Genomic DNA, 26,318 nt, shown 5'->3' on the forward strand with positions numbered 1-26,318 from the left:
GTGCCGGGCAACGATCAGACCTGCGATCGTTTCACTTCCCAGGTGGTCACCCGTTCGCCGGTTTCCGGATCCTTGCCGTCCTTGAGCTGGACGCCGCGGGCCAGGAGATCGGCGCGGATCGCATCAGCTTCGGCGTAGTTCTTCGTCTTCAGGAGTTCGAGCCGGGCCCGCACGCGACCGTCGATCTCCTCTACGACGGCTTCATCGAGTTCGATCTCCTTCGGCAGCACGCCGATCAGCGCTGCGCTTGCGGCGAAGACGCCGAGATATTGTGCATCCGCCGACGCCTTCTGCGCCAGCGCATGCAGCGCCTGGATCGCGGCGACGGTGTTGAGGTCGTCCACCAGTGCAGCCACGACCGAGGCGTCCGCCTCGCCGGTCGCCTCGCCCAGCGCGGGCCACCTGGAGAGCAGGTGCTCGGCTTCCTCGAGCCGCTTGATCGAGAAGTCGATCGGCTCGCGGTAGTGCGTCATCAGCATTGCGAGCCTCAGCACTTCGCCCGGCCATTTGCGGCCGCCGAACGTCTCCGTGTGCAGGAGTTGGTAGATGGTGACGAAATTGCCTTCGGACTTCGACATCTTGCGGCCTTCGACCTGCAGGAAGCCGTTGTGCATCCAGACATTGGCCATGACGCTCGTGCCGTGCGCGCAGCGCGACTGGGCGATCTCGTTCTCGTGATGCGGGAAGATCAGGTCGAGCCCGCCCCCGTGGATGTCGAAGACTTCGCCGAGATAGCGGACGCTCATCGCCGAACATTCGATGTGCCAGCCGGGCCGGCCGCGCCCCCAAGGGCTCTCCCATCCGGGCTCGTGCTCCTGCGAGAGCTTCCAGAGCACGAAGTCGCCTGGATTTTTCTTGTGCGCCTCGACCGCGACACGGGCACCGGCCTGCTGCTCGTCGAGGTTGCGCTTGGAAAGCTGCCCGTAGTCCGCCATCGACTTCGTGTCGAAAAGCACCTCGCCCTCGGACTCGTATGCATGGCCCTTGGCGAGGAGCTTCTCGATGATCTCGACCATCTGCGGGATGCTCTCGGTGGCGCGCGGCTGAACCGTCGGATCGAGGCAGCCGAGCACCGCGGCATCCTCGAGGAACTGTGTCTCGGTCTTCTCGGTGACGCGCCGGATCGCTTCGTTTAGCGGCAGGCCGGGATAGTCGCGCAGGGCGCGCGCATTGATCTTGTCATCGACGTCGGTGATATTGCGCGCATAGGTGATGTGGCTTTCGCCATAGACATGGCGAAGCAACCGGAACAGCACGTCGAAGACGATGATCGGCCGCGCATTGCCGATATGGGCATAGTCGTAGACGGTCGGGCCGCAGACATACATGCGGACGTTCTGAGGGTCGATCGGCCGAAAATCGGCCTTTTCCCGCGTCAGCGTGTTGTACAGCTTCAAAGTCGGCATTCCGCCCATCCCAATTCTCCAAGACTGCATGCAACCGTAACACTATACGCCCGGGCCGGCCCGCACGTTTGTCATCTTGGATTTCGGGAGACGAAAACGGCCAGGGCCAGCGGATCGCTAGCGAATAATCTTCCGGCAAATAATGCAGATAACCGTTTCCATGGCGATCCTTATCGCGCGTCGCATGACGCCGGTCAAGAGGCGAGCCGCATGCAAGCAAAGGTGGGCAAGAGCGCAACACCGCGGCCATGGATTTGTCACGATTTGGCTCGACCGGATCATCGGGCGGGAAACGTGATTCGCGCTGCACCTTCGTGCAGCATCGGATGCGTGTTTCCCGCGGAACAAGGAGAAACGCCGTTTTCGGGCACAAAAGGGAAGACGAAGCGTTTCCGATCTAGGGAAGCATCAAGGAGAACATGAAATGAAACCCGCCAAGACACCCGGCTCCAAACCAGCGGCAGCCGATCTCGTGGCGAAATACCGGCCGGTCGGCCTCAAGGCCGTACTCGCCGCCGCGCTACAGGCCAAAGCCAAACCTGCCGGCAAGAAACCCGCCAAGCGTCCCCTGCCAGAGCGGAGCGCGCTCTAAAAGAGCGTCAGCTGTCCATTGTCTCCATCGCGCTCGTCGGCAGGATTTCTTACCGCCGGAAGCGATGCGACGGGCGTGATTTCTTCCTGGAGATCGGGTCCGGCATTCGCGACTTTGTTGACCCGGTCGGATACCGGTATCGCCTCGAAGAAATCCTCGGGCGCCGGACTCATGAGGTCGGCAATGTCGCGCGGTTCCTGCGTCCGGCAGTCCAGCCAGCGGGAAAATTCCTCCGGCGGGACCACCACGGGCATGCGATCGTGGATCTGCCGGACCGTTTTGTTCGCGCCGGTGGTGAGGATGGCGGCCGTATCGACCTCCGATCCATCGGCCGACGACCAGGTCTCCATGAGACCGGCGAAGGCGACGATGCCGCCTTTCTTCGGTCGGACCCAATAAGCTTGCGAGGCTTCACGGCTGCCTTTCGGCGGGCGATGCCATTCGTAGAAGCCGGAGGCTGGCACCAGAATGCGGCGGTGGCGCATCGCGGCGCGGAAGGCGGCCTTTTCCGTCGCGGTTTCGGCGCGGGCATTGATGAGCAAGGGAAAGCTGCGCGGATCCTTCACCCAAGCTGGAGTGAAGCCCCAGCGGACAAGCATGGCCTTTCGGTCGGGCAGGTTGCTGCCCGGCTCCGGCCGCTCGGAAGCAACGACGACGAGGATCGGCTGGGTCGGCGCGATGTTGAACCTCGCCGGAAAGTCTTCCACCTTCAGCAGGCCAAACAGTTCCAGCAATTCTTCCGGGCTCGCCGTAAGCGCAAAACGTCCGCACATGACATGGGTGTGGCATTTCACGTAGTATGGGTCAACGACATATGAATATAGCTGCCACGATGACCCGCCAGCCCCAACTCGCCTCCTCCGCCATCATCGAACGGAATGGACGCTATCTGCTCGTCCGCCGGACCAATCCGCCATCGGCCGACATGTATGCCTTTCCGGGCGGCCGGGCGGAGCCAGGAGAGACTCCTGCCGAGACCGCCCTGCGCGAACTTGCCGAGGAGACCGGTATCTGCGGCCGCGACCCGGTACTTTTCGAGACCTACGACCTGGTTCCGAGCCACGCGGAAAGCCGGCATTTCCTGCTCTCCGTCTTCACCGTCGAGGCCGATCCGGATTGCGACGCCGTTGCCGCGGACGATGCGGCAGACGTCGGCTGGTTCACGCCGGAGGAGATCTTCGCGCTCCCCATCCCGGAGAGCGTCCGCCATTGCGTGGAAAAACTGGGTGTGGAAAAACTGCCCGGCATTCGGCCGTCGATCCGCCCGAGCCGCGACGCCCTTGCAAGCGGCGCCGATTCGGATTTGATGGACCCATGATCCCTGCGCCCTTCATCTTCCGACTTGTCCTGGCCGGCACCGCCCTCGCGGTCGCGGCCGGGGCGGCCGCACAGGAGGCAGCCCCTGCCCCTCAGGACACGCAGACTGCTGCTCCGCCCCCGGTCGAAGACAAGCAGCCGCCCTATGAGCAGCGCCTCGTCCGTCTGGCGGAAATCATCGGATCGGTCCACTATCTGCGCAATCTCTGCCTCAACCAGCCCGAAGACAGCTGGCGCCGCTCGATGCAGGAATTGATCGACAAGGAGACTGCCGACGAGCCGAAGCGGCGCGAGCGCATGACGGCCGCTTTCAACCGCGGGTACAGAACCTTCGCCTCGGTCTACACGACCTGCACGGAGCCCGCGACGCTCGCCGAAGAGCGATACCGTGCCGAAGGTGCAACACTCGCTTCCGAAATCGCCGCGCGCTTTGGAAATTAGGGAGATATTAACCTCTTTTTCCGCCGGCCCGTGTCGTTTCGGGAAAAGGCTGCTAAAGTCCGTTAAGAGAGTGGTAAGAAGTAACCGGCCTGTCTGCCCGTTCAGTTGCGGTTCAGCGGAGAGGCGCTAGGTTGACCAACTGCACGTGATGGAAGCCGCATGGAACGAATGATGGAACCAAGCCTGACCGACATCGACGACATGATCGTTCACGAGAAAATGCAGGCGGCCCTGGAACACCAGAACGAAGCCTGGGCGGACGGCATGGCGGATGGGATCGAGCCGGAAATCATTGCCGACGCGGCGATAGCGCTGGCCATGCGAGAAACCATTCGGCTGCATGGCGAAGACGGCGCCGAGGCCATGCTGAATTCGCTTCGCGAGCGCATGCTCGCCGGAGAGTTCTCGCCACAGCGGTCAATCCAATAGCATCAGGACTGCCCATGACCCGGAACCTTGCAGGCCGTGCCAGAGCGGTGCGCCTCGTCATGCTGTTGCTGGCGGGCGCTGCTTTCTGTGCCCCGATGGCGGCGCCGGCTGCATTCGCCTTGAGCGAGCTCAATGGCGCTCCTGCTCCGACCGACAGCGCTGAAAACGCGGCGCCGGCCGAGACGCCCGAGGCCGAAACGGAAGTGCCGCTTGAAATTCCGATGCCGGATCCGCTCGTCGACAAGGCCGCGACCGAGACCAAGGACGCCGTGCCGGAAGTGGTCCAGCCGGTCGAGGTTCTGTCCGATGTCTCGAAAATTCCCGCACCGGTCGCCCGCATGCGCGAACTGATCGTCGAGGCAGCCGCCTCCGGCGACATCGAGCGGCTCCGCCCCCTGCTCGGCAAAGGGCCAACCCAGACCCAGGTCAGTGGCAGCGGCGGCGATGAAGACCCGATCGCAATTCTGAAGGGTTTGTCCGGCGACCAGGATGGTGTCGAAATCCTCGCGATCCTGCTCGATGTCCTTTCGACCGGCTTCGTCCTTGCCGACAAGGGCACCTCGGAGGAAGCCTATGTCTGGCCCTATTTCGCCGAAAAGCCATTGTCTTCCTTGACCCCTCCGGAAAAGGTCGACCTCTTCCGGCTGGTGACCGCCGGTGATTTCGCCGGCATGGAAGAATTGGGCAATTATAACTTCTACCGCGTCGGGATCGCTCCGGACGGACAGTGGAAGTTCTTCGTCGCCGGCGATTGAATATTTCTCACGCGCGGGATGCGGGCGGAAAACCGCTTCGCACTTTTCCTCATCCCGCTTTGCGCGCTTGCCCTTCAACAGCGGAAATCCTACCTCTTCGTCAAAGAGAACGGGATTCGAAACCATGCCCAAACTTCGCCTCGACGATCGCGCGCTGATCAGCGTTTTCGGCAAGGACGCTGAAGCATTGCTGCAGGGGCTGGTCACCACCGACCTCGGCGCACTGGCCGCAGACGAAGTGAGACCAGGTGCGCTGCTGACGCCGCAGGGCAAGATCTTTTTCGACTTCCTGATCTCGCGCGATGGAGGGACGTTGCGGCTGGAAACCTCCCGCGGCCAGGCCGACGCGCTGTTGAAGCGACTGACGCTGTACAAGCTGCGGTCGGCAGTGGAACTCTCTCTCCTCTCTCCCTCCCCGGTGGCGGTCGTCTTCGGGGAGGAACGGCCCGAGGGCAGCTATCGCGACCAGCGGTTCGAGAAGGCAGGCATGTCCGTGTTCCGCCTCTATCGCGAAGTCGCCGGAGCGGACGCAAGCGTCGCTGATTACGACCGGCTGCGGATCGAAGCTGGTATCGCCGTTTCGGAGCGGGACTACGCGCTGCAGGATGCCTTTCCGCACGACGTGCTGATGGATCTGAATGGCGGCCTCTCCTTCCGCAAGGGCTGCTATGTCGGCCAGGAGGTCGTCTCGAGAATGCAGCATCGCGGCACGGCGCGGCGGCGTGTCGTCATCGTTTCCGGCCAAGCCGAACTCCCGCCGACGGGCACGAGCCTTTCGATCGGCGGCCGCCCGATCGGCTCGCTTGGGACCGTCCAGGACAAGGCGGGGCTGGCGATCGTCCGCGTCGACAAGGCCGGCGAAGCGATCGCCAAGGGCGATCCCATCCTCGCCGCCGATGTACCGGTTACCTTGACACTGCCCGGGTGGACCGGCCTTACCTTTCCCGCCGAGGCGGACGAGGCGAGCGTATGATGAATGCGCGCGCGTGGCAGCGGATGCTTTCCGGCCGGCGGCTCGATCTGCTCGATCCCTCGCCGCTCGACGTCGAGCTTTCGGATATCGCCCACGGCCTTGCGCGGGTGGCGCGCTGGAACGGTCAAACGACCGGCGACCACGCCTTTTCCGTCGCCCAGCACAGTCTGCTTGTCGAGGATATCTTTCGCCGCACCAATCGTTGCAACGCGGCCGACTGCCTGATGGCGCTTCTTCATGATGCGCCCGAATATGTGATCGGCGACATGATCTCGCCCTTCAAGGCGGTGGTCGGCGGCGGATACAAGGCTGTGGAGAAACGGCTCGAGAGCGCCGTCCATCTGCGCTTCGGCCTGCCGCCCCATACGCCCAAGGAGCTCAAGGAGCGGATCAAGAAAGCCGATCGCGTCGCCGCCTATTTCGAAGCGACCGAACTTGCCGGCTTCTCGCCGGAGGAAGCGCGCAAGTTCTTCGGCCAGCCACGCGGCGTCACGCGCGAGACGCTGCTGATCGCCCCGCTGCCGGCGGTTGATGCACAACGGCTTTTCTCCGAGCGCTTCACGTTTCTCGAGGCGGAGCGCGCCAAGTTGAGCCAGGAGGCCTGACATGGAAGGCATCGTCGTCTCGCCGCTCGGCCGTATTGCGGAAATGGCAGTTCGCCACGGTTGCCGGGAAATGCTCAGCCTGGTGGCCAAGGGACAGGATTTTCACCGCCCCGGCATTATCGATCGGGACAAGCATCTGACGATCGGCGTCAACGACATCAGCTTCGCCGGAACGGGCGACCTGATCGCGCCGCAGGAAATGCATGTCGCTCAAATCATCGACTTCGCCCGCAGGTGGGACCGCTCCCGGCCGCTGCTCGTCCATTGCTGGATGGGCGTCTCGCGCTCGCCCGCCGCGGCGCTGATCGCGGCACTCGCCGTCGAGGCGGACCAGGACGACGATGCGCTGGCCAGGCGCCTGCGGCTCGCCTCGCCCTTCGCCACGCCGAATGCACGGATCGTCGAGATCGGCGATGAGGCGCTGTCGCGACAGGGGAGGCTCGTCGCCGCGGTGCGGGCGATCGGCCGCGGCGCGGATGCCGACGGCAATGCCCCCTTCCTGCTGCCTCTCCTTCCGGAAAACCAGCGTCATGCAGGTTGACGGCGTCCCGAATACCGTCGAGATCGGCCTCAACGCGGTGATCGTCGCCGTCGTTCACCGCAGCCCGCGCATCCTCGCGGTCAGCGAAACAGACGGCGACGCACGCGACAGCCTGCCCTTCGGCCCCTTCGATCCAGCCCGCCACCGCACCTTCGAGGAGAGCCTGCGCGCCCGCGTCGAAAAGCGGACGGCGCTGAAGCTCGGCTATATCGAGCAGCTCTACACCTTCGGCGACCGCGGTCGCCAGCGCCTGCCGGGTGAAGAAGGCAAGCACATGGTCTCGGTCGGCTATCTGGCGCTGACGCGGACCGATGCGGAAAACAACGAAAGGCTGGCGGAGGCCGGCGCCCATTGGCGGGACTGGTATGGATATCTGCCGTGGGAAGACTGGCGGCAGGGACGACCTCAGGTGCTCGACCAGACGATCCTGCCGGCACTCGCCCGCTGGGAGGCCGGACTTGACGGCGATGAGAGATCGGCTGCGAGCGCGCAGCGCCGGTCGCGCGTGCGGCTGGCCTTCGGCCTCGACGACTTCCCATGGGACGAGGAACGCGTGCTGGAGCGCTACGAACTGCTCTACGAAGCCGGCTTGGTGCGTGAAGCGGTGATCGACGGCCATCGCAGCGGGTCGGAGAAGCCGGCCGCCGGACTGGCGATGCGACACGACCATCGCCGCATCGTCGCGACCGCGGTCGCCCGATTGCGCGGCAAGATCAAATACCGTCCGGTGGTCTTCGAACTGATGTCGCCGGAATTCACCCTTACCGACCTTCAGGCGACGGTCGAGGCGATCTCCGGCCGACACCTGCACAAACAGAATTTCCGCCGGCTGGTCGAGGGCGCGGAACTCGTCGAGCCGACGGGAGGCACCCTTGCCTCCACCGGTGGCCGGCCGGCCGCGCTCTTCCGCTTCCGCCGGCAGATTCTCGACGAGCGCCCGGCGCCCGGCCTCAAGGTGGGCGGACGATGAATTGCTTTTGCGCATGTCGTTACCCCAAAACCGCTGCACACTTTTGGGCGACATGCACTATTTGATGACGGCACAGGCGAGCCGGTCGCCGGCATCTCCTGCCGGCTGGCTGCGATTGTCGTCCGAGCGCGCATGGACAACCAGAGCGCGGCCGCGAATGGCCGTCCCCTTGTCGTCAAGCGAGACGAAGCTGTTGAATATCTGCGTGCGCAGCACACCGTCCGCACCGACATATTGGTTGGGCATGTCGCCGGCATGCGGGCCGTGCGCCGCGAGAAAGCCGTGCTCGGCGCCCTCGTTTCCGTCGACAAAATGCTTGCCGGCAGACTCGAAACCGTCCGCCACGTTGCATCGTCCCATTTCGTGAACGTGGAAAGCCACCCATGTATCCTTGGGAAGACCGCTGACCTCCATCTCGATCAGCACACCTTTGTCACCTGACGTCAACGTGGCCCGTCCGATGTCCGTGCCGTCCTTGCCGACGAATTCCGCCGTCGCTGTCTGCGACGATTGTTGCGCCGAGGCGGCGGCCGCTAGTCCCGTGGCGGCAAGCGCGATTATCAGCCTGATCATCATCTTCCTTCCTCGCTGTCGGTTCGAGAAGCAACGCGCGGTTGCTCATCTCGTTCCAACGGCAATTTCGGAGGATGGCCCGTTGGCTGTTAACGTCAGATCGAAATGTCCAGCCCGACGTCGAGGGTCGGCGCCGCCATGGTGATCTTCGAGGTCGAGATAAAATCGACGCCCGTCTCGGCGATCGCCCGGATCGTCTCGATCCTGACATTGCCGGATGCCTCGAGTCGGGTCCGGCGCAGATCGCCGGGATAGGCGGCGGCATCCAGCCGCCAATGTTCTGCATTGAGTGCCACCGCCTCGCGCAAGAGATCCGGACCCATATTGTCGAGCAGGATGACGTCGGGGGCGGCGGTCAGCGCCTCGCGCATCTGCGCCAGACCGTCCACCTCGACCTCGACCTTGACCAGGTGACCGCAATAGGCGCGGGCCGCACGGATGGCGCCGGCGACGCCGCCGGAGACCGCGACATGGTTGTCCTTGATCAGCACCGCGTCATCGAGGCCGTAGCGATGATTGGACCCACCGCCCAGGCGAACGGCGTATTTCTCCAGCGCGCGAAGGCCGGGGATGGTCTTGCGGGTGCAGCAGACCTTGGCCTTCGTATGAGCGATCTCGTCGGTGAACTTCGCCGTATAGCTGGCGATCCCCGAGAGGTGCATGAGGAAATTGAGCGCGACCCGCTCCGCCGAAAGCACGCCGCGAGCGCGGCCCGAGATCCGCGCGACCGCGGTGCCCAGTGCGACGCGGTCACCGTCGGCAACCAGCGCTTCGAAGCGGATCGAAGGATCGACGAGACGGAAGGCCGTGCGCGCCAGTTCCAACCCGGCGACGACGCCTGCCTCACGAACGCTCATATTTGCTGTCGCCGTCAGCTCGGGGCCGATGGTCGCCAAAGTGGTGATGTCGCCAGCTCGGCCGAGGTCTTCGAGAAGCGCTGATTTCACCTGCTCTTCGACAAGAAGAGCGGGCAGTTCCGGACGGAGGGCGACGGTCATGATCTTCTTTCCGGGTTTCGTCGTTGTTTCCGCGGCAGTGACGGCAGCGGCTTCAAGCCGGCTCCGTCTCGGCTGCCTCGGCGGCGAGGCGCTCCGCCTGCGCGAGCGTCAGATAGGTGCGCCGCTGCCATTCCGGGCGTTCGGCCGGGCAATCGGCGCGGAAATGACCGCCGCGACTTTCGGCCCGCTGCAGGGCGGCGACGGCGATGAGCTTCGCGGTGGTGATGATATTGGCGAAGCGCAGCCGCGTATTGACCCGCTCCAGTTCGGCGATCTCGCGGATCGCGTGCAGCAGGCTTTCGCGCGTGCGCACGACGCCGACGCATTCGCTCATCAGCCCGCGCAGCCGTTTGAAGGGTGGGCTGTCCTCGACGGTCACCGGGTCGTCGTTCTCGCCGGCATTGTCGCCCCATTCCGTGAGCTTCGGCGCCGGGAGCGTGCCCTTGATGTTTTCGGCAATCCGGGCTGCGAAGACGACCGCCTCGAGCAGGGAGTTGGAGGCAAGCCGATTGGCGCCATGCACGCCGGTCGAAGTCACCTCGCCGGCCGCCCAGAGGCCATCGATCGAGGTGCGGCCTTCCCCGTCCGTCAACACGCCGCCCATGTGGTAATGGACCGCCGGCGCGACGGGGATCGGTTGCGTCACGGGATCGATGCCGGCCGCCATGCAGGAAGCGTAGACGGTCGGGAACATGTCCGGGAAATGCTTGCCGACCGCCTTGGTGCAGTCGAGAAAGGCGCCGCGCCCGGCCTTCACTTCGTCAAAGACGCCGCGGGATACGACGTCGCGCGGCGCAAGCTCGCCATCCGGATGAATATCGAGCATGAAGCGGCGGCCCTTCGAATTGACGAGGATCGCCCCATCGCCGCGCAAAGCCTCGGTCGCGAGCGGCGCCGGATCCTTGCCGATATTGATCGCCGTTGGGTGGAACTGCACGAATTCCGGATCGGCGATGATGGCGCCTGCCCGTGCCGCCATGCCGACGCCCTGGCCGCAAGCTTCCCACGGATTGGTGGTGACCGCGTAAAGGTGACCGACGCCGCCGGAGCAAAGCACCACGGCGCGGGCCGGGAAGGAAACGCGGGTCTTCGACTGGCCGGCATCCGGCCGAGCCACGACGCCGGAGATGAAGCGGCCCTCGCGCACCAGTTCCTCGACGACGTAGCCTTCGATCACGCGGATCGACGGGGTGTTGCGTACCGCGGCGATCAGCGCCTCCATGATCGCCTTGCCGGCCATGTCGCCCTTGACGCGCACGATGCGCCGCTCAGAATGCGCAGCCTCGCGCGACAGGATCAGCTTGCCCTCGAGATCCCGGTCGAAGGGCACGCCGTATTCAAGCAGGTCGTGGATGCGCGCCGGACCTTCGGCGACCATCATCCGGGTCATCTTCTCGTCGACGATGCCGGCACCGGCGGCGACCGTGTCGGCGACGTGTTTTTCGACAGTGTCGCCCGTGCTCATCGCCGCGGCGATGCCGCCCTGGGCCCAGGCGGAGGAGGCGCCGTGGCCGATCGGCGCGGCGGCGAGGATGGTTACGGGGCGCGGCGAAAGCTTCAGGGCGCAGAAAAGCCCGGCAAGGCCGCCGCCGACGATGACGATGTCATCGATCCCGTTGAAAGACTGCGGGCGGAAATGATCGGTCAGCATGGCTCGGTAACTCCTCCAACGGCCTGCACGGGTGCCCGGGCGCGATTACTGCTTGAGGTTCACCATGCGCTCGACCGCGAGGCGGGCGCGGTCGGCGATCGCCGGATCGACCAGAACCTCTTCCGCCATGTTGAGCAGGCTGTCGAGGATCTTCGGCAGCGTGATGCGCTTCATGTGCGGACAGAGGTTGCACGGCTTGACGAAATCGACGCCTTCGACTTCCGCCTGGATATTGGAGGCCATAGAGCATTCCGTGACGAGCAGCACCCGCTGCGGCCGCTTGTCTTTGACATAGTTGATCATGCCCGAGGTGGAGCCGGAGAAGTCGCAGACTTCGATCACGTCCGGATGGCATTCCGGGTGGCCGATGATTTCGATGCCCGGATTGGCCTCCTTGTAGGCGAGCAGCTCGGCCGCCGTGAAGCGCTCGTGGACTTCGCAATGGCCTTTCCAGGTCAGGATCTTCTTGTTGGTCTGGCGGGCGACGTTCATCGCCAGATATTCGTCCGGAATGCAGAGCACCGTGTCGGATGCGAGGCTCTCGACAACGGCCAGCACGTTGGACGAGGTGCAGCAGATGTCGGTCTCCGCCTTCACGTCGGCGGAAGTGTTGACATAGGTGACGACCGGCACGCCGGGATAGCGCTCTTTGAGCAGGCGCACATCGGCGCCGGTGATCGATTCGGACAGGGAGCAGCCGGCCTTGGCGTCGGGGATCAGCACGGTCTTTTCCGGATTGAGCAGCTTCGACGTCTCGGCCATGAAGTGGACACCGCACTGGATGATGATTTCGGCATCGACCTTGGTGGCGTCGCGGGCGAGCTGCAGCGAATCGCCGACGATGTCGGCAACGCAGTGGAAGATGTCCGGCGTCTGGTAATTGTGCGCCAGAATGACGGCGTTGCGCTCCTTCTTCAGCCGGTTGATCGCATGCACATAGGGCGCATAGGCGGCCCATTCGAATGGGGGGATGAAGTCCTTGACCTTCTCGTAGAGATGCTCGGTCTCGCGGGCGATCGCCGGCGTGAAGGCGAGGTCCGGCTTTTCGATAACGCCGAAGCGTGCCGCGGCGCTAATGAATACCGGCGCAGCAGACGCCTTCATGCGAAGGTCAAGATTGGTCATCGAGCTCTCCTCTCTCGCCGGGCTTCCGGCCTAACCAATTATGCTCAATGTGAGCATAATTGGTTCAAAACAAAAGCGGCTGAGCCGCGGCGACTGATTTAGAAAGTTTTGTGACAGATTTCAAGGCTCGAATGTCGCACCCGAGACATTCCGGGCGCGACATCTTGTTCAAGCCATGGCCGGACGCGCGACGCCCCTCTCCTCGATCGGCCAATGGACGATCGCCGCGAAGACGCCGAGCGCGACGCCAAGCCACCAGACCGGATCATAAGAACCCAGGCGGTCGTAGAGATAGCCTCCCATCCAGACGCCGAGGAATGAGCCGATCTGGTGCGAGAGGAAGACCACGCCGCCGAGCAAGCCAAGGTGGCGCGTTCCGAACATGACCGCGACAAGGGCGTTTGTCGGCGGCACCGTGGATAGCCACAGCAGACCCATGACTACCGAGAAGATGACGACCGATGTCGGTGACTGAGGCAGAAGCAGGAAGGCGGCAACGGCAACGGAGCGGCCGAGGTAAATCCACACCAGGAAATAAGGCTTCGAATAGCGCTGGCTGATGAAGCCGGCCGACAGCGAACCGATGATGTTGAAGAAGCCGATGAGCGCGAGCGCGATCACCGCATAACGGGCATCGATGCCGATGTCGCCGAGGTAGGCCGGGAAATGCGCGGTGATGAAGGCGACCTGATAGCCGCAGACGAAGAAGCCCGAGACGAGCAATAGATAGCTCCTGTGCCCCAATGCTTCCTTCAATGCCTCGCCGACGGTCTGCTTGGAAAGTGTTTCCGAATGCCGTCCGGAGGTGGCATTGCCGCGCAACGGAATGGCGAAGAGCGGCACCAGCAGCATCAAAAAACCGAGATAGACAAGACTGTCGGACCAGCCATAGGCGGAGATGAGCCCCTGGCTCAGCGGCGCGAACAGGAACATGCCGGCCGAACCCGCCGCCGTCCCAATGCCGAAGACGAGTGCGCGTTGGTGAGGCGCGACATTGCGCGCGAAGGCAGACAGCACGATGCCGAAGGAACCGGAGGCGACACCGAGACCGACGAGCACGCCGCCGCCGACATGCAGCCAGATCGGCGCGTCGGCAAAGGCCATGATGACCAGTCCGCTGGAATAGAGGAGACCGGAGAGAGCCAGCATGCGCCATGTGCCGAATTTATCGGCCAGGGCACCGAAGAAAGGCTGACCGAGACCCCAGCAGAGATTTTGAATGGCCATGGCGAGGCCGAAGGTGGTTCGATCCCAGCCGCGGTCGGCGAGCATGGGCAGTTGAAAGAATCCCATTGCCGAACGCGGACCGAAGGTCAGCATGGCGATCATCGAACCGGCAGCGATGATCAGCCACGGCAGATGATGATGGTGATGGACGGAATGAGCGGCGCTCTGAGTGGCAGCAGACATAGAAGCTCCGTTTGTTGAGGGCGCATGCTATGTCGGCTCTCAATTTGAGCCAAGCCAATTAAATTGACGATCCGTTCACAGGAATTGATGGCCGCCTGCAGGCGCATTTCTCCACTCGGAGCAGCGTCATTCGACGCCGCGCAGCTTCATCGGCCAGCGTTCACGCCGCCGGCGTACGACCTTGGCTTCGTCGCCGATCCTGATGGTTCCCTCGCCCCTTGGCACGGCGTTCCAGCCGAAGAGCACGCCCGGCACCCGGCGGTCCGCGGACATGCGCTTTTCCGCCAGTCCCTGGATCGGGTTGCCGCCGATGCGTTCGCCGGTTGTCTGGTCCTGGGTGGTCATGATGCAGCGCGCGCAGGGCTTGACGAGATCGAAGGCAATACCGGCGATTTCCAGGGTCTCCCAAAGGTCCTCGGCCCAGGGCTCGTCACAATCGATGAGGATGTTGGTGCGGAAGCGCTCCATGCCGACCGGCTGCTGGCCCTTCTCGACAAGCGTGCGATTGAGGTCTGTAAGCGAGCCGGTCGTGGTAATCAGCACCGGAAAGCCGTCGGCAAAGCCGACCGGCGCGGCGGTGCCGGCCCATTCGGCGCCGACGAAGCGCTCCGCCTCCTCGTCCATATGCGCGAGCTTCACCGGCCGGCCGAACCAGGCCGACAGCGTCTCGTTCACGTCTCCGCCGGCAACGGCTGCATTCACGTCGCTCGACCAGACGCGCACGTCGAGCCGGCTATCCGGATCGAAGCGCACGGACAGTTCGTTGCCGTTCATCTTCAGGTGCAGGCCGCCCTCGATAGGCGTCGCCTCGACCTGGGCAAGGGCCTGCAATTCGCGCTGGGTGATGAAATGGCCATCAGGCTCGACCACCATGAACCGCCTGTCGCCCGCTAGCCCGTCGAGACTGACGGTCACTGCCGTCTGCGGCACGGCGCGACCGCTTTTCAAGGGATGAATGTTGAGACCGGTAACTTTCATCGCGTCTTCCAAGTTCAGAGATCGATTCAGACGGTTCGCGATCTGATTCATCGCGCGACCGCAACGTACTGAAATCGGTCTAGATTTCATCGAGCAGCATGGCAAGCACGCTGCGCAGCCGGGTTTGCCGCTCCACGGCGAGACGACGTCCCGCCGGAGTCTGGAAGCCGTCGGCGAGGCGGAAGAGTTTCGTCTCGAAATGATCGATCGCAAAGGCCTTATCGTCGAGCGACCTGTCCTCCGCCAAGGGGTCGAGCGGATCGTAGAGCCCGCTTCCCAGCCGGCCGGCAATGTAGAAGCAGCGGGCGGCGCCGACCATGCCGATGGCGTCAAGCCGATCCGCATCCTGCAGGATTTTCGCTTCCAGCGTCTCGGGCGCAATATTGGCCGAGAAGCTGTGGGTCAGAATGGCATGGGCGACGGCGGAAATTTCCGACGTGCGCCAGCCGAGGCCGTCGAGAATTTGCCACGCTTTTTCCGCGGCGAGCCGCGACGCGCCAGCCCGCAAAGGTGAGTTCTTCTCGACGGCGACGCAATCGTGCAGCAGGACGGCGGCCGCGAGTTGCCGACTGTCGCCGCCCTCCTCCGCCTGTATGCGGGCCGCATTCTTCCAGACGCGGATGAGGTGAGCGGCGTCGTGGGACCCATCGCCGCTGGAGAATGCATGCGGCAGAAGCTCGCCGGCAAGCTCCTCATGCGGCGCGAAAGCGGCGGCCAGGGCGGCGAGGTGCGTCATGCCCGGGTTGCCCCCTCGCCCATATTGTTGGTCGCAGTCGAAACTGCGTCCGGCGGATCAGCCGCACCGTTGCCGCTGCTGGAAAGGATCTTTTGGTAGAAGAGCCCGATGCCAATCAGCACGCCGCCGAGGCCGATGAAGGAGAGTGCCCGCAGGAAGCCCTCGAGATTCGACATGTCGACGAGAAAGACCTTGAGCACGGCAATGAAGACCAGCACGGCCGAGGCGATGCGGATGCTCTTCGCGTTGAAGCGTGAGCCGACAACGAGCAGCAGAACGCCAAGCACCAGCCAGACCACCGAATAGGTGTAGGTCTCTCCCTGCAGGAAGCCTTTCCAGTCGGCCACGCTTTCGCCCTGCCAGAAGCGGCGCACGCTCAAGGTGGCCCAGGCGAAGGCAAGCACGGCGCCGCTGACGGCAAGCGCCACGACATAGGGCTGCGGGCGCCTGCCGCGGGCATACCAGGCGAGGCCGGCATAGCCGATGGCGGGCAGCAGATAGCCGATGAAGAGCAGGTCGAAGAACGGAATTCCGCCGAGCAGCTCGCCGCTGAAATAGGGGTTAAGCCCGACAAGGTGCGCCGAGAGCACCGACAGCATCGACAGCACGCCGAGCGCCATTCCACCGTACCGGAACACCGGGCTTGGCGATCTGCCGTCGAGCGTCATGAAGATGCCGGAAGCCCCGATCGCAAGCAGCGTGTAGATCGCCTGCTCGCCAAGGGTCGGAACGGCGCTGTTGAGAACGCCGCCGTTCATCGCATGGCGCACCAGGATCGCGAGCGTCAGCAGCACGAAGAGGCTCGCGAGCGCCTGCAAAAGGTTGCGCACGCGCAAATCCCCAGAAGCGCGCAGGAAATAGGCGCAGCCGACAAGCAGCAGTGCCGGAACGCCGTAACCCGGCAGGAGTGCATTGAAGACCGGCGTCGTTCCAAGGCTGCCGGGGCCGACGATCGTCGGCTCCCAGGCGATCCGCGCCAGGACGACGATGGCGGCGGCAACGGTCACCCAGGGCAGGACCGGCCAGGTGCGAAGGCGGGTGGCAAAGGTGTAGCTGGCGCCAAGGAACGCGATTGCAAGCGTCGTCACCAGTCCGTCGGTCCAGGCATGCAGGCCGATGACGAAGAGGCCGAGCGAGCCCAAGCCGAGCAGTCCCGCCGCAAGATCGAGTTCGCGTCCCTCGGCGTTGCGGCGGGAGAGCCATTCGACGAGGCCAAGGAGGAACAGACCGCCCGCAAAGGCGGAAAGCCCGTGCGGCAGGTCGAAGGCGAAGTTGCCGGTCATCAGGAACGACATGCCGATGAGAGCGCCGGGCACGACGGCAGCGATACCGGCCCAAAGAATGGCAAATTGTCGATGCTCGGCGAGGCGCGAAAGCACGGCCGAGGCGAGCAGCAGGAAGAGCGCCGCGAGCATCACCGCCGTCAGCATGGCCGCCCGCCCGGGAACGATGATCTCCGGCGACGCCAATGTCGGGTCGAAATAGGCGAGGACGCCGCTGAGGGCGGTCAGCGTCCACGTCCCGACGACGGCAGCAAGAGACGCGAGCAGCGCCGGATAGGCCGCAGTGGCCCGCAGGGCGCCGATGCCGGCGAGACCCGCGGTGACGACGACGAATTCGATGATCGGGAATCGTGCCGCCTCGACTGCCGGGCTGATAAAGAGAAGCGCAAGGAGTGCCGCCACGATTGCCGCCGACAGCGAGATCGCCGCGTGGGGCGGCGTGAAGAGCGTCTCCCAAGGGCCCGGAGGCGCGGCTGGCGATCCGCTTGTCTCTGTCATTGCACGGCTCTCGCGCTCTGCGTCGCCGGGCCAGATCAGGCCGACGCCGACGAGCATGATCAAAAGTGCGGCGGTGACCGGCGGGGCCTCGAAAGGCGCGGCCAACGCGACATAGGCCAGCCCCCACAGGCCGAGGCCGGCATTTGCGAGCGTCGGCACGATTGTCCAGCGGCGCAGGCGCGAGGCGGCAAGCGTCGCGAGCCAGGCGACCGAGAGAAACCCGAACAGCACCCATGGCCGCGGCTCGCCGCTGGAGACGAAGAGAGGGGTCAGCAGCGAGGCAAGAAGACCAAGACCGGCGAGCGCCTGACCGTGCAGCAGCGAGAGACCGACGGTCGCCAGCGAAATGAGCGCTAGCAGCGCAAAGGCCGACGCCGTCCCAATGTAGTCGTAGATGCCATGGGCCGCATAGACGACGCCGAACAGCGTAACGGCACCGGCTGCGGTCAGCACGCCGGGAATCATCGCATTGCGGAACCGATCGGCAATCGTCGGCACCGCCCGGCGCCGGATCACTTCACCGGCGACCCCGAGCATAAGTCCAAAGACCGCAGCGAGCGTGAGCCGGACCGCCGGGCTCAGGAGCCCGGCCTCGATCGAGTACTGCACCAGGAAAAAGCCACCTAGCGCCAGCGCAAGTCCGCCGACCCAGACAGGCCAGCGTCCGCCGATACGGCTCTCGAGGCTCTCCGCAGACCGCGCGGCTGCGGGTTCGGCAGTCGCTGCAGCGGGAGACTCGCTGCCCGTCTCGGCGCCCGCCGGGGCACTGCCGAAAATCTGCGCCCCCTCGCGCGCCTGCGACCACGGCCCCTGCACCGCCTCTTCGCCGACCTCTGGCACAGTCGCTGCCTCGGCCTCCGTTCGCGCAGATGCCTCAGGATGGGGCGCAACCTCTTCAGGGGCCTGCGTCGCGAGTCGGGCGATCTCCGCCTTCAGACTCTCGATTTCGGCGTCCAGCCGGTCTGCGGTCCGGCGGCCGCCGAGAAAGGCGGCAAGCGCCAGGACAAAGGCAACCAGGGCGATAAGCTCAAGCATGGGTCCCCCGACACCACGACGACTGGTGAACGATTCGCATAAGTTATCGCGGAATGCCAGCGGAGACATCTCGCTTGAACTTCCCCTTTCTCGAAGGTTCTTTGCGCAGGGAAAATGTCTTTCGGCGGAGAAGGAGCAGCAAGCTCTTCATCGAACTGTCGCAGAACTGTCATGGGCTAGCTGATAGAGCGACAATGGACGCCGACCAAAGGCGGCGCTTCGATTGTTCAAATGGGGAGAATGACCATGGACAAGCATCTCGGCTCGACGGAAGAAACCGAATTCAAGACGCTGACGGAACAGAGGGAGGAACTGGAAGACATAGGCCAGAACTGTTCCAACAACCCGACCATGGGCGACATCATCAACCGCCGCTTCTCGCGCCGGTCGTTCCTTGGCGGATCCCTTGCGGTCGCCGCCATTTCGACGACGGTCAGCCCGTTTGCACTGCTTTCGGCCGATGAAGCCCGGGCCGAGAGCACGTCGCGCTTCGACTTCAAGGAGATCGAAGCCGGCGTCGACGAGAAGCATCACGTCGCCGAAGGTTACGACGCCGACATCCTGCTGCGCTGGGGCGACAAGATCTTCGCCGACAGCCCGGACTTCGATCCGCTCAAGCAGACCGCCGAAGCGCAGGGCCGCCAGTTCGGCTACAACAACGACTATGTCGGCTTCATTCCGCTCGATGGCAGCCCCGACCACGGCCTGCTGGTCGTCAATCATGAATACACCAATGCCGAGATCATGTTCCCGAACTTTGCCCGCGTCGAAAAGGTGACGGAGGACGGCAAGGAAGAGGACAAGGTCGTTCTCGGCGAATACACCAAGGAACTGGTCGATATTGAAATGGCCGCCCATGGCGGTACGGTCATCGAGATCCGCAAGGTCGACGGCAAGTGGCAGCCGGTTCTCGACGGCAAGTACAACCGTCGCATTACGGCCAATACCGAAATGCAGCTCTCCGGCCCGGTGGCCGGCCATGACCGCGTCAAGACCGTAGCCGACCCGACCGGCAAGAAAGTCTTCGGCACCATCAACAATTGCGCCGGCGGCGTCACCGCCTGGGGCACCTACATGATGGCCGAGGAAAACTTCAACGGCTATTTCGGTGGCGAGCTCGCCGAGGATCATCCGGAATTCAAGCAGCTGAAGCGTCTCGGCGCGCCCGGCGGCCAATATGAGTGGTCGAAGTTCTACGATCGCTTCGATGTATCGAAGGATCCGAGCGAGGCCAACCGCTTCGGCTGGGTCGTCGAGGTCGATCCGCTCGACCCGACCTCGGTGCCGAAGAAGCGCACCGCAGTCGGACGCTTCAAGCACGAGGGCTGCGAATCGATCGTCAACAAGGATGGCCGCGTCGTTCTCTATAGCGGCGACGACGAGCGTTACGACTATGTCTACAAGTTCGTGACGAAGGGCACCTACAATCCGAATGACCGCGCCGCAAACATGGACCTCTTCGATGAAGGCACGCTCTACGTGGCGAAGTTCGACGAGGACGGCACGGTCACCTGGATGCCGATCATCCATGGCGAAGGTCCGCTCACGGCCGAAAACGGCTTCGCCTCGCAGGCCGATGTGCTGATCAACACGCGGCTTGCCGCCGATGCGCTCGGCGCCACCAAGATGGACCGGCCGGAAGACATCCAGCCGAATGCCAAGACCGGCAAGGTCTATGTCATGCTGACCAACAACACCAAGCGCAAGGAGGAAGAGGCGGACGCTGCCAATCCGCGTGCCAAGAACGCCTTCGGCCACATTGTCGAGATCTCCGAAACGGATGGCGATTTCGCTTCGACGAAATCGAAGTGGGACATCTTGCTGAAATGCGGCGATCCCAGCGTTGCGGAGGTCGGCGCCTCCTTCTCCACCGCGACGACGAAGAACGGCTGGTTCGGCATGCCGGACAATTGCGCGATCGACGCCGACGGCCGCCTGTGGGTATCGACCGACGGCAACAACGAGAAGGAGACGGGACGCACCGATGGTGTCTGGGCGGTCGAAACGGAAGGCGAAGGGCGCGGCACGTCGAAGCTGTTCTTCCGGGTGCCGGTCGGCGCGGAAATGTGCGGCCCGAGCTTCAACCTGACGAGCGACACCTTCTTCCTCGCCGTTCAGCATCCGGGCGATGCCGGCCTTGCCACTTACGAGAAGCCGGCAACGCGCTGGCCCGATTTCCGTGACGACATGCCGGTGCGCCCGGCCGTAGTCGCCGTGACGAAGCAGGGCGGCGGCAAGATCGGCTAAGGCAGTTCACCGACACAGGCGCCGCACGAACGTGTGCGGCGCCTGTGGGATTTCATGCCGTCGAGGGAGGGACCGGCTTCAGCGCCTTCAAGGTCGCATGGACGAAACCGTCGCGCGCGGACGAGACATCGACCCCGCGCGGTTCATAGACGTGGCGGTTGAGAAAATAGGCCGTGAGGCGGAAGGCGGCGGCGAGGCCGTTGTGATCGGCCGCCGTGACTCCTCCGGACAGGAAATCCGGAAGTGTGAGCATGCGCTCCGCATAGGGGGCGCCCGCCGCACGGCTGACGGCGCGGCCCGTTTTCGGCGACACGTAGACGAGTTCGGCCCGGCCGCCGGTCGCGGCGCATTCGGAAAGATCGAGGCCGAAGCCGAGATCGTTCAGGACCGCCAGTTCGAAGCGCACGAACAATTCGCCGGCGTCGGCCGGGTCCTCGAGGTGATCGACGATGACGGCGAGCGCCTCGTATAGATGCGGATGCGGATCGCGCTCCGGCAGCAGCCGCAACAGCGCGCCGAGCGCCTGGATGCCGTAGACGGAGGTCGCCGCCTCCATCAGTCTCGCGGCGCGCAATTCGAGCGGCTCGATGCGGAACTCGCCAAGATGTTCATCGAGCCGGGCTCGCCAGGTGACTTCCACCGAATTGCCCGGCTGCAGCACCGGCTGCATCGTTCGCGAGCGGCCGGAGCGCACGAGCCCCAGATGCCGCCCATGCGCGGACGTCATGACCTCGGCGATGACAGAACTCTCGCCGTGCCGCCGGATGCCGAGAATGATGGCCTGATCGCTCCATTGCATGGAAAAGGCATACACCCGCTCCGGAAACCGGATCAAGCGAAGATGGCGCGTCATCGGCCGCGTCGGACCCGCCACTGTCGCCCTTTCCGCGACCTCTCCGCCGCACTACAATTCTATCATTGTCCAGCCGAATCGCGGCCCGAAGCCGGCTGCCGATCTCGACGGACAACCACCAGGATTGTTTGGAGTATGTGTGTGTCCCGCCTCGCCCAGCCTATCACGCTCCTTCTAATTCTAGCCTCGCTGGCGGGGTGTGCGACGAGCAGCGCGCAGCCGCCCCGGCCGCGGGGACCGGATCCCTATTTCACGGCAATGTACGGACCTCACCCGGACGAGGCGTTCCCCCTGCCTGCCACCGACATCAGCAAGGTCGACCCCCGCTTCCTGCGCCAACAAGTTCCCTATCCCACCTACGAGCCGCCGGGCACGATCGTCGTCGACACGCCGAACCGATACCTCTATTTGGTCCAGGGCGACGGGATGGCGCTGCGCTACGGGATCGGCGTCGGCAAGGCGGGGCTGGAATTTGCCGGCGAGGCCCGCATTGGCCGCAAGGCGCAATGGCCGCGCTGGATTCCGACGTCCGACATGGTCGCGCGCGAGCCGGAGCGCTATGGCCCGCTTGCCGGAGGCTTGGACCCGGGCCTTACCAATCCGCTCGGGCCGAGGGCGCTCTATCTCTATCAGGATGGCAAGGACACGCTGTTCCGGATACATGGCACGACCGAGGCCTGGTCGATCGGCAAGGCCGTTTCGAGCGGCTGCATCCGGATGTTCAATCCGGACGTAATTGATCTCTACAACCGCGTGCCGGAAGGCACTCGAGTCGTGGTGATCCAGGCGCAGCCGCCAATGGAGCCGGCAATGCCGCCAATCGATGCCTCCATGCAGATGCCCGCCGAAGAGGCGCCGCTGGCATTCTGAAGCGCTACCAGGCGTCCGGCTCGCGCACGAGATGCACGACATTGGCGGGGTTCATCACCCAGCCGCCCCGGAAGCCTTCGCCCAGATCCTCGACGGCATCGCAGCGCACCGCACCATTCGCGAGGAGATGGCTCAATGCCGCTGCGTGGTCGTCCGCGAACAGTTCCAGCCAGACTTCCGCCTGACTCAAATGCGGCATCTCGTCGATCCAAAGTCGGTTCGGGCCGAGTATGAAGCCCTTGGCGGGCTGCTTCTCATCGAATGGCGGCAGGCCGACGACGTCACGGTAGAAGGCCAGCACAGCCTCGTATTCATGGCTCGGCACCTTCATCGCGATGTTGATGCCGCCCTTTATCTCCATTGGCATCACGCGATCCTCCTACAACTGCGGCTCGAGTGCCGGCTTGCCGGAGAGCTCGCTGACATAGTAGCCCTCTCGGAGGTTAATGCCGTGCTCGACCCAGGCCTTCATGCAGGCGAGCATCTGCGACCAGCCCTCGCAATTGAGGTACGAGCTCTTCTGCCCCTGATCGTTTTCGCGCCAGCCGCTTTCGGCGATGGTCACCATGGTGGCGCCGTCCTCGAGCGGCTGGAAGCGCATTTCCACGCGCGTCTGGTATGGGGACTCTTCCTTCGCAACCATCGCGCCCCAGCGGAAGACGATCCGCTCATGGGGCTCGACGGCCTCCACCTCGACCGGGACTTCTCCCCACCAGGTCACGGTGGCGCCGGCGGCCAGGGGGCCGCTGATGCCGCCGAGCGTCACGAAGTAGCGGCTAAGCTTGTCGGGATTGACGACCGCGTCGAAGACTTCCTCGACGGGACGGGCAATCCGCCCGTTCACACGAAATTCGAAAGCCATGACGACCTCCTCTCGATTGTCTTCGAGCATAATATGTTATAAAAATATAACATGTCAATTGATTCGAAGGATGAGGTGGTTTTCAAGGCGCTGGCCAATGGCCTGCGCCGACAGATTCTCGATGCGCTGAAGGAGGCGCCCCGCACGACGGGCATGCTGTGCGAGCAATTTTCCGATCTCGACCGCTGCACCGTGATGCAGCACCTGAAAGTGCTGGAGGAGGCAAATCTGGTTCTTGTCAGGCGCGAAGGGCGGGAACGATGGAACCACCTGAACGCCTTGCCTATACAAGCCATTCACGACCGGTGGATCAGCCAGTATTCCGGCCATGCGATGTCCGTGCTCACAGCCCTTCAGCAGCAACTCGACGGTGAGCCGGAGTGACGGTTTCGTCTTTCCATTGACAGGCTTTCTTCGTATGAACGATCAAGTTCAAGAAAGCTGGGGTCATTTCCGTGCGTTACCTCATCACCGGCACCGCAGGCTTCATCGGATTCCATGTCGCCAAGCGGCTGATAGACGACGGGCATTTCGTGGTCGGCTTCGACGGCATGACGCCTTATTACGACGTGACGCTCAAGGAGCGCCGTCACGCAATCCTGGAGCGTTCCAACGGGTTCAAGGCTGTCACGGCGATGCTCGAGGACCGCGCCGCGCTCGACCGCGCTGCAGAGCTTGCGGAACCCGAGGTCATCATCCATTTGGCCGCACAGGCGGGCGTCCGCTACAGCCTTGAAAATCCGAAGGCCTATGTGGACGCCAACCTCATCGGCTCCTGGAATGTCCTCGAGCTTGCCAGGGCGATCGGCCCAAAGCACCTGATGCTAGCATCGACCTCGTCGATCTACGGCGCCAACGAGAAGATACCCTTTGCCGAGGCCGATCGGACCGATGAGCCGATGACGCTCTATGCGGCGACGAAAAAATCGATGGAGGTGATGGCTCACAGCTACGCCCATCTCTACAAGGTGCCGGCCACCGCCTTCCGGTTCTTCACCGTCTATGGCCCATGGGGCAGACCCGATATGGCGCTCTTCAAGTTCGTGGATGCTATCCTCAACGGCCGGCCGATCGATATCTATGGCGAGGGCCGGATGAGCCGCGACTTCACCTATATCGACGACCTGGTCGAAGGCATCCTGCGGCTTTCCCACGTGGCGCCCTGCGAAGCCAATCGCGTCAGCCCGGAATTGGCGCAGGACACGCTTTCCCGACAGGCGCCGTTTCGCGTCGTCAATGTCGGCGGCGGCCAGCCGGTGGAGTTGATGACCTTCGTCGAGACTGTCGAGAAGGCCGTCGGCAGGCCGGCTGTGCGCAACATGTTGCCGATGCAGATGGGGGACGTGCCGCGGACCTACGCGTCGCCAGATCTGCTGGAGGCGCTGACCGGCTTCAAGCCGACCATCGACGTCGAGGAAGGCGTCGCCCGTTTCGTCGAATGGTATGAGCAATATTATCGCCCTGCAGCGGCCACTGCCTGAGGACAACCGAGCGATTTGTCGCATCGGAAAACTCCCCTGTCATTTGCAGGTCGAAAAACGGTCCTATTTGCCTATCAATGGATGCGTAGCTCCCAAGGCTCAATAAGGACCCAACAACAAAGGAAGAGCGGATGAAGATTACGATGATTGGCGCCGGCTATGTCGGCCTCGTTTCCGGCGTTTGTTTCGCGGATTTCGGCCACGACGTCGTCTGCCTCGACAAGGACGAGAGCAAGATCGCGGCGCTTAAGAAGGGCGAGATCCCGATTTTCGAACCGGGGCTCGAACATCTGGTCGCCAGCAACGTTGCTGCAGGACGCCTGCACTTCACCACCGACCTCGCCCCCGCCGTATCCGGCAGCGACGTCATCTTCATCGCCGTCGGCACGCCGTCGCGCCGCGGCGATGGCCACGCCGACCTTTCCTATGTCCATGCCGCCGCACGCGAGATCGCTGCCAACCTTAATGGCTTCACCGTCATCGTCACCAAATCGACCGTCCCGGTCGGCACCGGCGACGAGGTCGAACGGATCATCCGCGAGACCAATCCGGAAGCGGACTTTGCCGTCGTTTCCAATCCGGAGTTCCTGCGTGAGGGTGCGGCGATCGATGATTTCAAGCGGCCCGACCGAATCGTCATCGGCCTTGCGGACGACGACCAGCGCGCCCGCGACGTGATGACCGAAGTCTATCGCCCGCTGTATCTGAACCAGGCTCCGCTCGTCTTCACCTCGCGCCGCACCTCGGAACTGATCAAATATGCCGGCAACGCCTTCCTGGCGATGAAGATCACCTTCATCAACGAGATGGCCGATCTTTGCGAAAAGGTGGGCGCCAACGTCCAGGACGTGGCTCGCGGCATAGGGCTCGACGGGCGCATCGGCGCCAAGTTCCTGCATGCCGGTCCCGGCTACGGCGGCTCGTGCTTCCCGAAGGACACGCTGGCGCTGGTCAAGACCGCACAGGACCACGACAGTCCGGTGCGGCTGGTCGAAACCACCGTCGCCATCAACGACAACCGCAAGCGGGCGATGGGCCGCAAGGTGATCACCGCGCTCGGCGGCGACGTGCGCGGCCGCAAGATCGCCGTGCTCGGCCTCACCTTCAAGCCGAACACCGACGACATGCGCGACAGCCCGGCGATCGCCATCGTCCAGACGCTGCAGGATGCGGGGGCCCATGTCACGGGCTACGATCCGGAGGGCATGGAGAACGCGCGAAAGGTTATCGAGGGCCTGGACTATGCGACCGACCCCTATGATGCGGCGGCGGAAGCGGATGCCCTGGTGATCGTCACCGAGTGGAACGAATTCCGGGCGCTGGATTTCAAGCGGCTGAAACGGACGATGAGCACGCCGCTGCTGGTCGATCTGCGCAACATCTACCGCAAGGACGAGATCGCCCGGCACGGCTTCACCTATGCCAGCGTCGGCCGGCCGGACTGATCGGCGAAAAGGCTGAAGCGGGAGCGGGAGCACGATATCTCCTCCTCCCGCTCATGCTATGCGGAACCGAAAAGGTGGTTACGGGGACGGAATTTCGCGCGTTGGCGACCGCGCCATCACGCATGGAGGGAACAGGGTCGGCCGCTGAAAAGCGGTCCGCCTCCTAGACTAGTGCCCATCCATAAACGCCTGTTTTTCTGCGGTTTTGCAAGGTTGTTTGCCGGCTGACATCGTTTCTTGGGAC

At 63.8% G+C, this 26,318-nt stretch carries 27 protein-coding genes; 14 read left to right on the plus strand and 13 right to left on the minus strand.

The features are described 5' to 3' along the window. Positions 1–14: 14 nt before the first annotated feature. Positions 15–1,415 (minus strand): cysteine--tRNA ligase, encoded by a 1,401-nt coding sequence (gene cysS / locus ATC00_RS06070; protein WP_064252269.1) that lies wholly within the window; start codon positions 1,413–1,415, stop codon positions 15–17. Positions 1,416–1,830: 415 nt separating this feature from the next. On the opposite strand from cysS, the gene ATC00_RS32885 reads away from it, so the two are divergent. Continuing rightward, positions 1,831–1,998, plus strand: a complete 168-nt coding sequence (locus ATC00_RS32885; RefSeq protein WP_162843159.1) for a hypothetical protein — start codon at positions 1,831–1,833, stop codon at positions 1,996–1,998. Here the strand turns inward: ATC00_RS32885 and ATC00_RS06075 are convergent. After that, positions 1,995–2,771 carry an SOS response-associated peptidase gene (locus tag ATC00_RS06075; RefSeq protein ID WP_064252270.1) on the minus strand — a complete coding sequence of 259 codons (777 nt, stop codon included), beginning with the start codon at positions 2,769–2,771 and terminating at the stop codon, positions 1,995–1,997. The two genes, ATC00_RS32885 and ATC00_RS06075, sit on opposite strands and share 4 nt — an antisense overlap. Positions 2,772–2,830: 59 nt before the next feature. On the opposite strand from ATC00_RS06075, the gene ATC00_RS06080 reads away from it, so the two are divergent. From ATC00_RS06080 to ATC00_RS06115, 8 genes are all read left to right on the plus strand, one after another. Continuing rightward, on the plus strand, positions 2,831–3,316 hold the full coding sequence (locus ATC00_RS06080; protein ID WP_037379696.1) for an NUDIX hydrolase: 486 nt from the start codon (positions 2,831–2,833) through the stop codon (positions 3,314–3,316). Continuing rightward, positions 3,313–3,756: a TIGR02301 family protein gene (locus tag ATC00_RS06085; RefSeq protein WP_037379693.1), complete on the plus strand. Its 444-nt coding sequence runs from the start codon at positions 3,313–3,315 to the stop codon at positions 3,754–3,756. The genes ATC00_RS06080 and ATC00_RS06085 overlap by 4 nt, the downstream gene beginning before the upstream one ends. Before the next feature lie 159 nt (positions 3,757–3,915). After that, the gene (locus ATC00_RS06090; RefSeq protein WP_018239227.1) at positions 3,916–4,185 is read left to right on the plus strand and encodes a hypothetical protein; all 270 of its coding nucleotides are present in this window, start codon (positions 3,916–3,918) and stop codon (positions 4,183–4,185) included. 14 nt (positions 4,186–4,199) lie between these two features. Further along, on the plus strand, positions 4,200–4,940 hold the full coding sequence (locus tag ATC00_RS06095) for a hypothetical protein (RefSeq protein ID WP_064252271.1): 741 nt from the start codon (positions 4,200–4,202) through the stop codon (positions 4,938–4,940). 124 nt (positions 4,941–5,064) lie between these two features. After that, positions 5,065–5,913, plus strand: a complete 849-nt coding sequence (gene ygfZ, locus ATC00_RS06100; protein WP_064252272.1) for a CAF17-like 4Fe-4S cluster assembly/insertion protein YgfZ — start codon at positions 5,065–5,067, stop codon at positions 5,911–5,913. After that, positions 5,910–6,518 carry a YfbR-like 5'-deoxynucleotidase gene (locus tag ATC00_RS06105; protein WP_037379688.1) on the plus strand — a complete coding sequence of 203 codons (609 nt, stop codon included), beginning with the start codon at positions 5,910–5,912 and terminating at the stop codon, positions 6,516–6,518. Before ygfZ ends, ATC00_RS06105 begins: the two co-directional genes overlap by 4 nt. 1 nt (position 6,519) lies before the next feature. Next, complete coding sequence (locus ATC00_RS06110; protein WP_037379686.1) at positions 6,520–7,059, plus strand: tyrosine phosphatase family protein; 540 nt, start codon at positions 6,520–6,522, stop codon at positions 7,057–7,059. Then, a complete protein-coding gene (locus ATC00_RS06115; protein ID WP_132075208.1) occupies positions 7,049–8,029 on the plus strand; it encodes an NUDIX hydrolase in 981 nt (326 codons plus the stop codon). Before ATC00_RS06110 ends, ATC00_RS06115 begins: the two co-directional genes overlap by 11 nt. A gap of 57 nt (positions 8,030–8,086) precedes the next feature. Here the strand turns inward: ATC00_RS06115 and ATC00_RS06120 are convergent, their stop codons facing one another. The 8 genes from ATC00_RS06120 to ATC00_RS06155 form a co-directional block, all read right to left on the minus strand. After that, complete coding sequence (locus tag ATC00_RS06120) at positions 8,087–8,602, minus strand: superoxide dismutase family protein (protein ID WP_037379997.1); 516 nt, start codon at positions 8,600–8,602, stop codon at positions 8,087–8,089. A gap of 95 nt (positions 8,603–8,697) precedes the next feature. Continuing rightward, positions 8,698–9,600, minus strand: a complete 903-nt coding sequence (nadC, locus tag ATC00_RS06125) for a carboxylating nicotinate-nucleotide diphosphorylase (RefSeq protein ID WP_064252273.1) — start codon at positions 9,598–9,600, stop codon at positions 8,698–8,700. Positions 9,601–9,652: 52 nt separating this feature from the next. Beyond that, entirely contained in the window at positions 9,653–11,251 is a 1,599-nt protein-coding gene (locus ATC00_RS06130) for an L-aspartate oxidase (protein ID WP_064252274.1), read from the minus strand. A 45-nt stretch (positions 11,252–11,296) separates the two neighbouring features. Next, a complete protein-coding gene (gene nadA, locus ATC00_RS06135; RefSeq protein ID WP_064252275.1) occupies positions 11,297–12,376 on the minus strand; it encodes a quinolinate synthase NadA in 1,080 nt (359 codons plus the stop codon). Positions 12,377–12,544: 168 nt separating this feature from the next. Beyond that, positions 12,545–13,786 (minus strand): MFS transporter, encoded by a 1,242-nt coding sequence (locus tag ATC00_RS06140; protein WP_064252276.1) that lies wholly within the window; start codon positions 13,784–13,786, stop codon positions 12,545–12,547. Between the two features lie 126 nt (positions 13,787–13,912). Next, complete coding sequence (locus ATC00_RS06145) at positions 13,913–14,764, minus strand: MOSC domain-containing protein (protein WP_037379994.1); 852 nt, start codon at positions 14,762–14,764, stop codon at positions 13,913–13,915. Between the two features lie 79 nt (positions 14,765–14,843). Continuing rightward, complete coding sequence (locus ATC00_RS06150) at positions 14,844–15,500, minus strand: HD domain-containing protein (RefSeq protein ID WP_037379670.1); 657 nt, start codon at positions 15,498–15,500, stop codon at positions 14,844–14,846. Then, entirely contained in the window at positions 15,497–18,316 is a 2,820-nt protein-coding gene (locus ATC00_RS06155) for a DUF2339 domain-containing protein (RefSeq protein ID WP_037379667.1), read from the minus strand. Before ATC00_RS06155 ends, ATC00_RS06150 begins: the two co-directional genes overlap by 4 nt. A 246-nt stretch (positions 18,317–18,562) precedes the next feature. On the opposite strand from ATC00_RS06155, the gene ATC00_RS06160 reads away from it, so the two are divergent. Then, positions 18,563–20,563 (plus strand): PhoX family protein, encoded by a 2,001-nt coding sequence (locus ATC00_RS06160; protein ID WP_064252277.1) that lies wholly within the window; start codon positions 18,563–18,565, stop codon positions 20,561–20,563. Between the two features lie 52 nt (positions 20,564–20,615). Here ATC00_RS06160 and recO read toward each other — a convergent pair whose 3' ends face one another. After that, a complete protein-coding gene (recO, locus tag ATC00_RS06165; RefSeq protein ID WP_173827765.1) occupies positions 20,616–21,362 on the minus strand; it encodes a DNA repair protein RecO in 747 nt (248 codons plus the stop codon). Positions 21,363–21,551: 189 nt separating this feature from the next. Here recO and ATC00_RS06170 point away from each other — a divergent pair, with 189 nt between their 5' ends. Continuing rightward, positions 21,552–22,286, plus strand: coding sequence for a L,D-transpeptidase (locus ATC00_RS06170; RefSeq protein WP_037379663.1), 735 nt, complete (start codon positions 21,552–21,554; stop codon positions 22,284–22,286). A gap of 4 nt (positions 22,287–22,290) precedes the next feature. On the opposite strand, the gene ATC00_RS06175 is transcribed toward ATC00_RS06170, so the two are convergent. Both ATC00_RS06175 and ATC00_RS06180 read right to left on the minus strand, forming a co-directional pair. Continuing rightward, positions 22,291–22,653 (minus strand): VOC family protein, encoded by a 363-nt coding sequence (locus ATC00_RS06175; RefSeq protein WP_064252278.1) that lies wholly within the window; start codon positions 22,651–22,653, stop codon positions 22,291–22,293. Positions 22,654–22,665: 12 nt separating this feature from the next. Further along, positions 22,666–23,148 (minus strand): SRPBCC domain-containing protein, encoded by a 483-nt coding sequence (locus ATC00_RS06180; protein ID WP_037379991.1) that lies wholly within the window; start codon positions 23,146–23,148, stop codon positions 22,666–22,668. A 51-nt stretch (positions 23,149–23,199) separates the two neighbouring features. Here ATC00_RS06180 and ATC00_RS06185 point away from each other — a divergent pair, with 51 nt between their 5' ends. From ATC00_RS06185 to rkpK, 3 genes are all read left to right on the plus strand, one after another. After that, entirely contained in the window at positions 23,200–23,532 is a 333-nt protein-coding gene (locus ATC00_RS06185) for an ArsR/SmtB family transcription factor (protein WP_037379661.1), read from the plus strand. 71 nt (positions 23,533–23,603) lie between these two features. Continuing rightward, the gene (locus tag ATC00_RS06190) at positions 23,604–24,629 is read left to right on the plus strand and encodes an NAD-dependent epimerase (protein ID WP_064252279.1); all 1,026 of its coding nucleotides are present in this window, start codon (positions 23,604–23,606) and stop codon (positions 24,627–24,629) included. Positions 24,630–24,760: 131 nt separating this feature from the next. Next, the gene (gene rkpK, locus ATC00_RS06195) at positions 24,761–26,074 is read left to right on the plus strand and encodes a UDP-glucose 6-dehydrogenase (RefSeq protein ID WP_064252280.1); all 1,314 of its coding nucleotides are present in this window, start codon (positions 24,761–24,763) and stop codon (positions 26,072–26,074) included. Positions 26,075–26,318 lie beyond the last annotated feature (244 nt).

Origin of the sequence: Sinorhizobium americanum (assembly GCF_001651855.1) — a bacterium.
Classification (GTDB): Bacteria; Pseudomonadota; Alphaproteobacteria; order Rhizobiales; family Rhizobiaceae; genus Sinorhizobium; species Sinorhizobium americanum.

Coding starts and splice junctions, on each gene's coding strand:
- cysS (WP_064252269.1), bottom strand. CDS start 1,415: ATGGGCGGAATGCCGACTTTGAAGCTGTACAACACGCTGACGCGGGAA.
- ATC00_RS32885 (WP_162843159.1), top strand. CDS start 1,831: ATGAAACCCGCCAAGACACCCGGCTCCAAACCAGCGGCAGCCGATCTC.
- ATC00_RS06075 (WP_064252270.1), bottom strand. CDS start 2,771: ATGTGCGGACGTTTTGCGCTTACGGCGAGCCCGGAAGAATTGCTGGAA.
- ATC00_RS06080 (WP_037379696.1), top strand. CDS start 2,831: ATGACCCGCCAGCCCCAACTCGCCTCCTCCGCCATCATCGAACGGAAT.
- ATC00_RS06085 (WP_037379693.1), top strand. CDS start 3,313: ATGATCCCTGCGCCCTTCATCTTCCGACTTGTCCTGGCCGGCACCGCC.
- ATC00_RS06090 (WP_018239227.1), top strand. CDS start 3,916: ATGGAACGAATGATGGAACCAAGCCTGACCGACATCGACGACATGATC.
- ATC00_RS06095 (WP_064252271.1), top strand. CDS start 4,200: ATGACCCGGAACCTTGCAGGCCGTGCCAGAGCGGTGCGCCTCGTCATG.
- ygfZ (WP_064252272.1), top strand. CDS start 5,065: ATGCCCAAACTTCGCCTCGACGATCGCGCGCTGATCAGCGTTTTCGGC.
- ATC00_RS06105 (WP_037379688.1), top strand. CDS start 5,910: ATGATGAATGCGCGCGCGTGGCAGCGGATGCTTTCCGGCCGGCGGCTC.
- ATC00_RS06110 (WP_037379686.1), top strand. CDS start 6,520: ATGGAAGGCATCGTCGTCTCGCCGCTCGGCCGTATTGCGGAAATGGCA.
- ATC00_RS06115 (WP_132075208.1), top strand. CDS start 7,049: ATGCAGGTTGACGGCGTCCCGAATACCGTCGAGATCGGCCTCAACGCG.
- ATC00_RS06120 (WP_037379997.1), bottom strand. CDS start 8,602: ATGATCAGGCTGATAATCGCGCTTGCCGCCACGGGACTAGCGGCCGCC.
- nadC (WP_064252273.1), bottom strand. CDS start 9,600: ATGACCGTCGCCCTCCGTCCGGAACTGCCCGCTCTTCTTGTCGAAGAG.
- ATC00_RS06130 (WP_064252274.1), bottom strand. CDS start 11,251: ATGCTGACCGATCATTTCCGCCCGCAGTCTTTCAACGGGATCGATGAC.
- nadA (WP_064252275.1), bottom strand. CDS start 12,376: ATGACCAATCTTGACCTTCGCATGAAGGCGTCTGCTGCGCCGGTATTC.
- ATC00_RS06140 (WP_064252276.1), bottom strand. CDS start 13,786: ATGTCTGCTGCCACTCAGAGCGCCGCTCATTCCGTCCATCACCATCAT.
- ATC00_RS06145 (WP_037379994.1), bottom strand. CDS start 14,764: ATGAAAGTTACCGGTCTCAACATTCATCCCTTGAAAAGCGGTCGCGCC.
- ATC00_RS06150 (WP_037379670.1), bottom strand. CDS start 15,500: ATGACGCACCTCGCCGCCCTGGCCGCCGCTTTCGCGCCGCATGAGGAG.
- ATC00_RS06155 (WP_037379667.1), bottom strand. CDS start 18,316: ATGCTTGAGCTTATCGCCCTGGTTGCCTTTGTCCTGGCGCTTGCCGCC.
- ATC00_RS06160 (WP_064252277.1), top strand. CDS start 18,563: ATGGACAAGCATCTCGGCTCGACGGAAGAAACCGAATTCAAGACGCTG.
- recO (WP_173827765.1), bottom strand. CDS start 21,362: ATGCAATGGAGCGATCAGGCCATCATTCTCGGCATCCGGCGGCACGGC.
- ATC00_RS06170 (WP_037379663.1), top strand. CDS start 21,552: ATGTGTGTGTCCCGCCTCGCCCAGCCTATCACGCTCCTTCTAATTCTA.
- ATC00_RS06175 (WP_064252278.1), bottom strand. CDS start 22,653: ATGCCAATGGAGATAAAGGGCGGCATCAACATCGCGATGAAGGTGCCG.
- ATC00_RS06180 (WP_037379991.1), bottom strand. CDS start 23,148: ATGGCTTTCGAATTTCGTGTGAACGGGCGGATTGCCCGTCCCGTCGAG.
- ATC00_RS06185 (WP_037379661.1), top strand. CDS start 23,200: ATGTCAATTGATTCGAAGGATGAGGTGGTTTTCAAGGCGCTGGCCAAT.
- rkpK (WP_064252280.1), top strand. CDS start 24,761: ATGAAGATTACGATGATTGGCGCCGGCTATGTCGGCCTCGTTTCCGGC.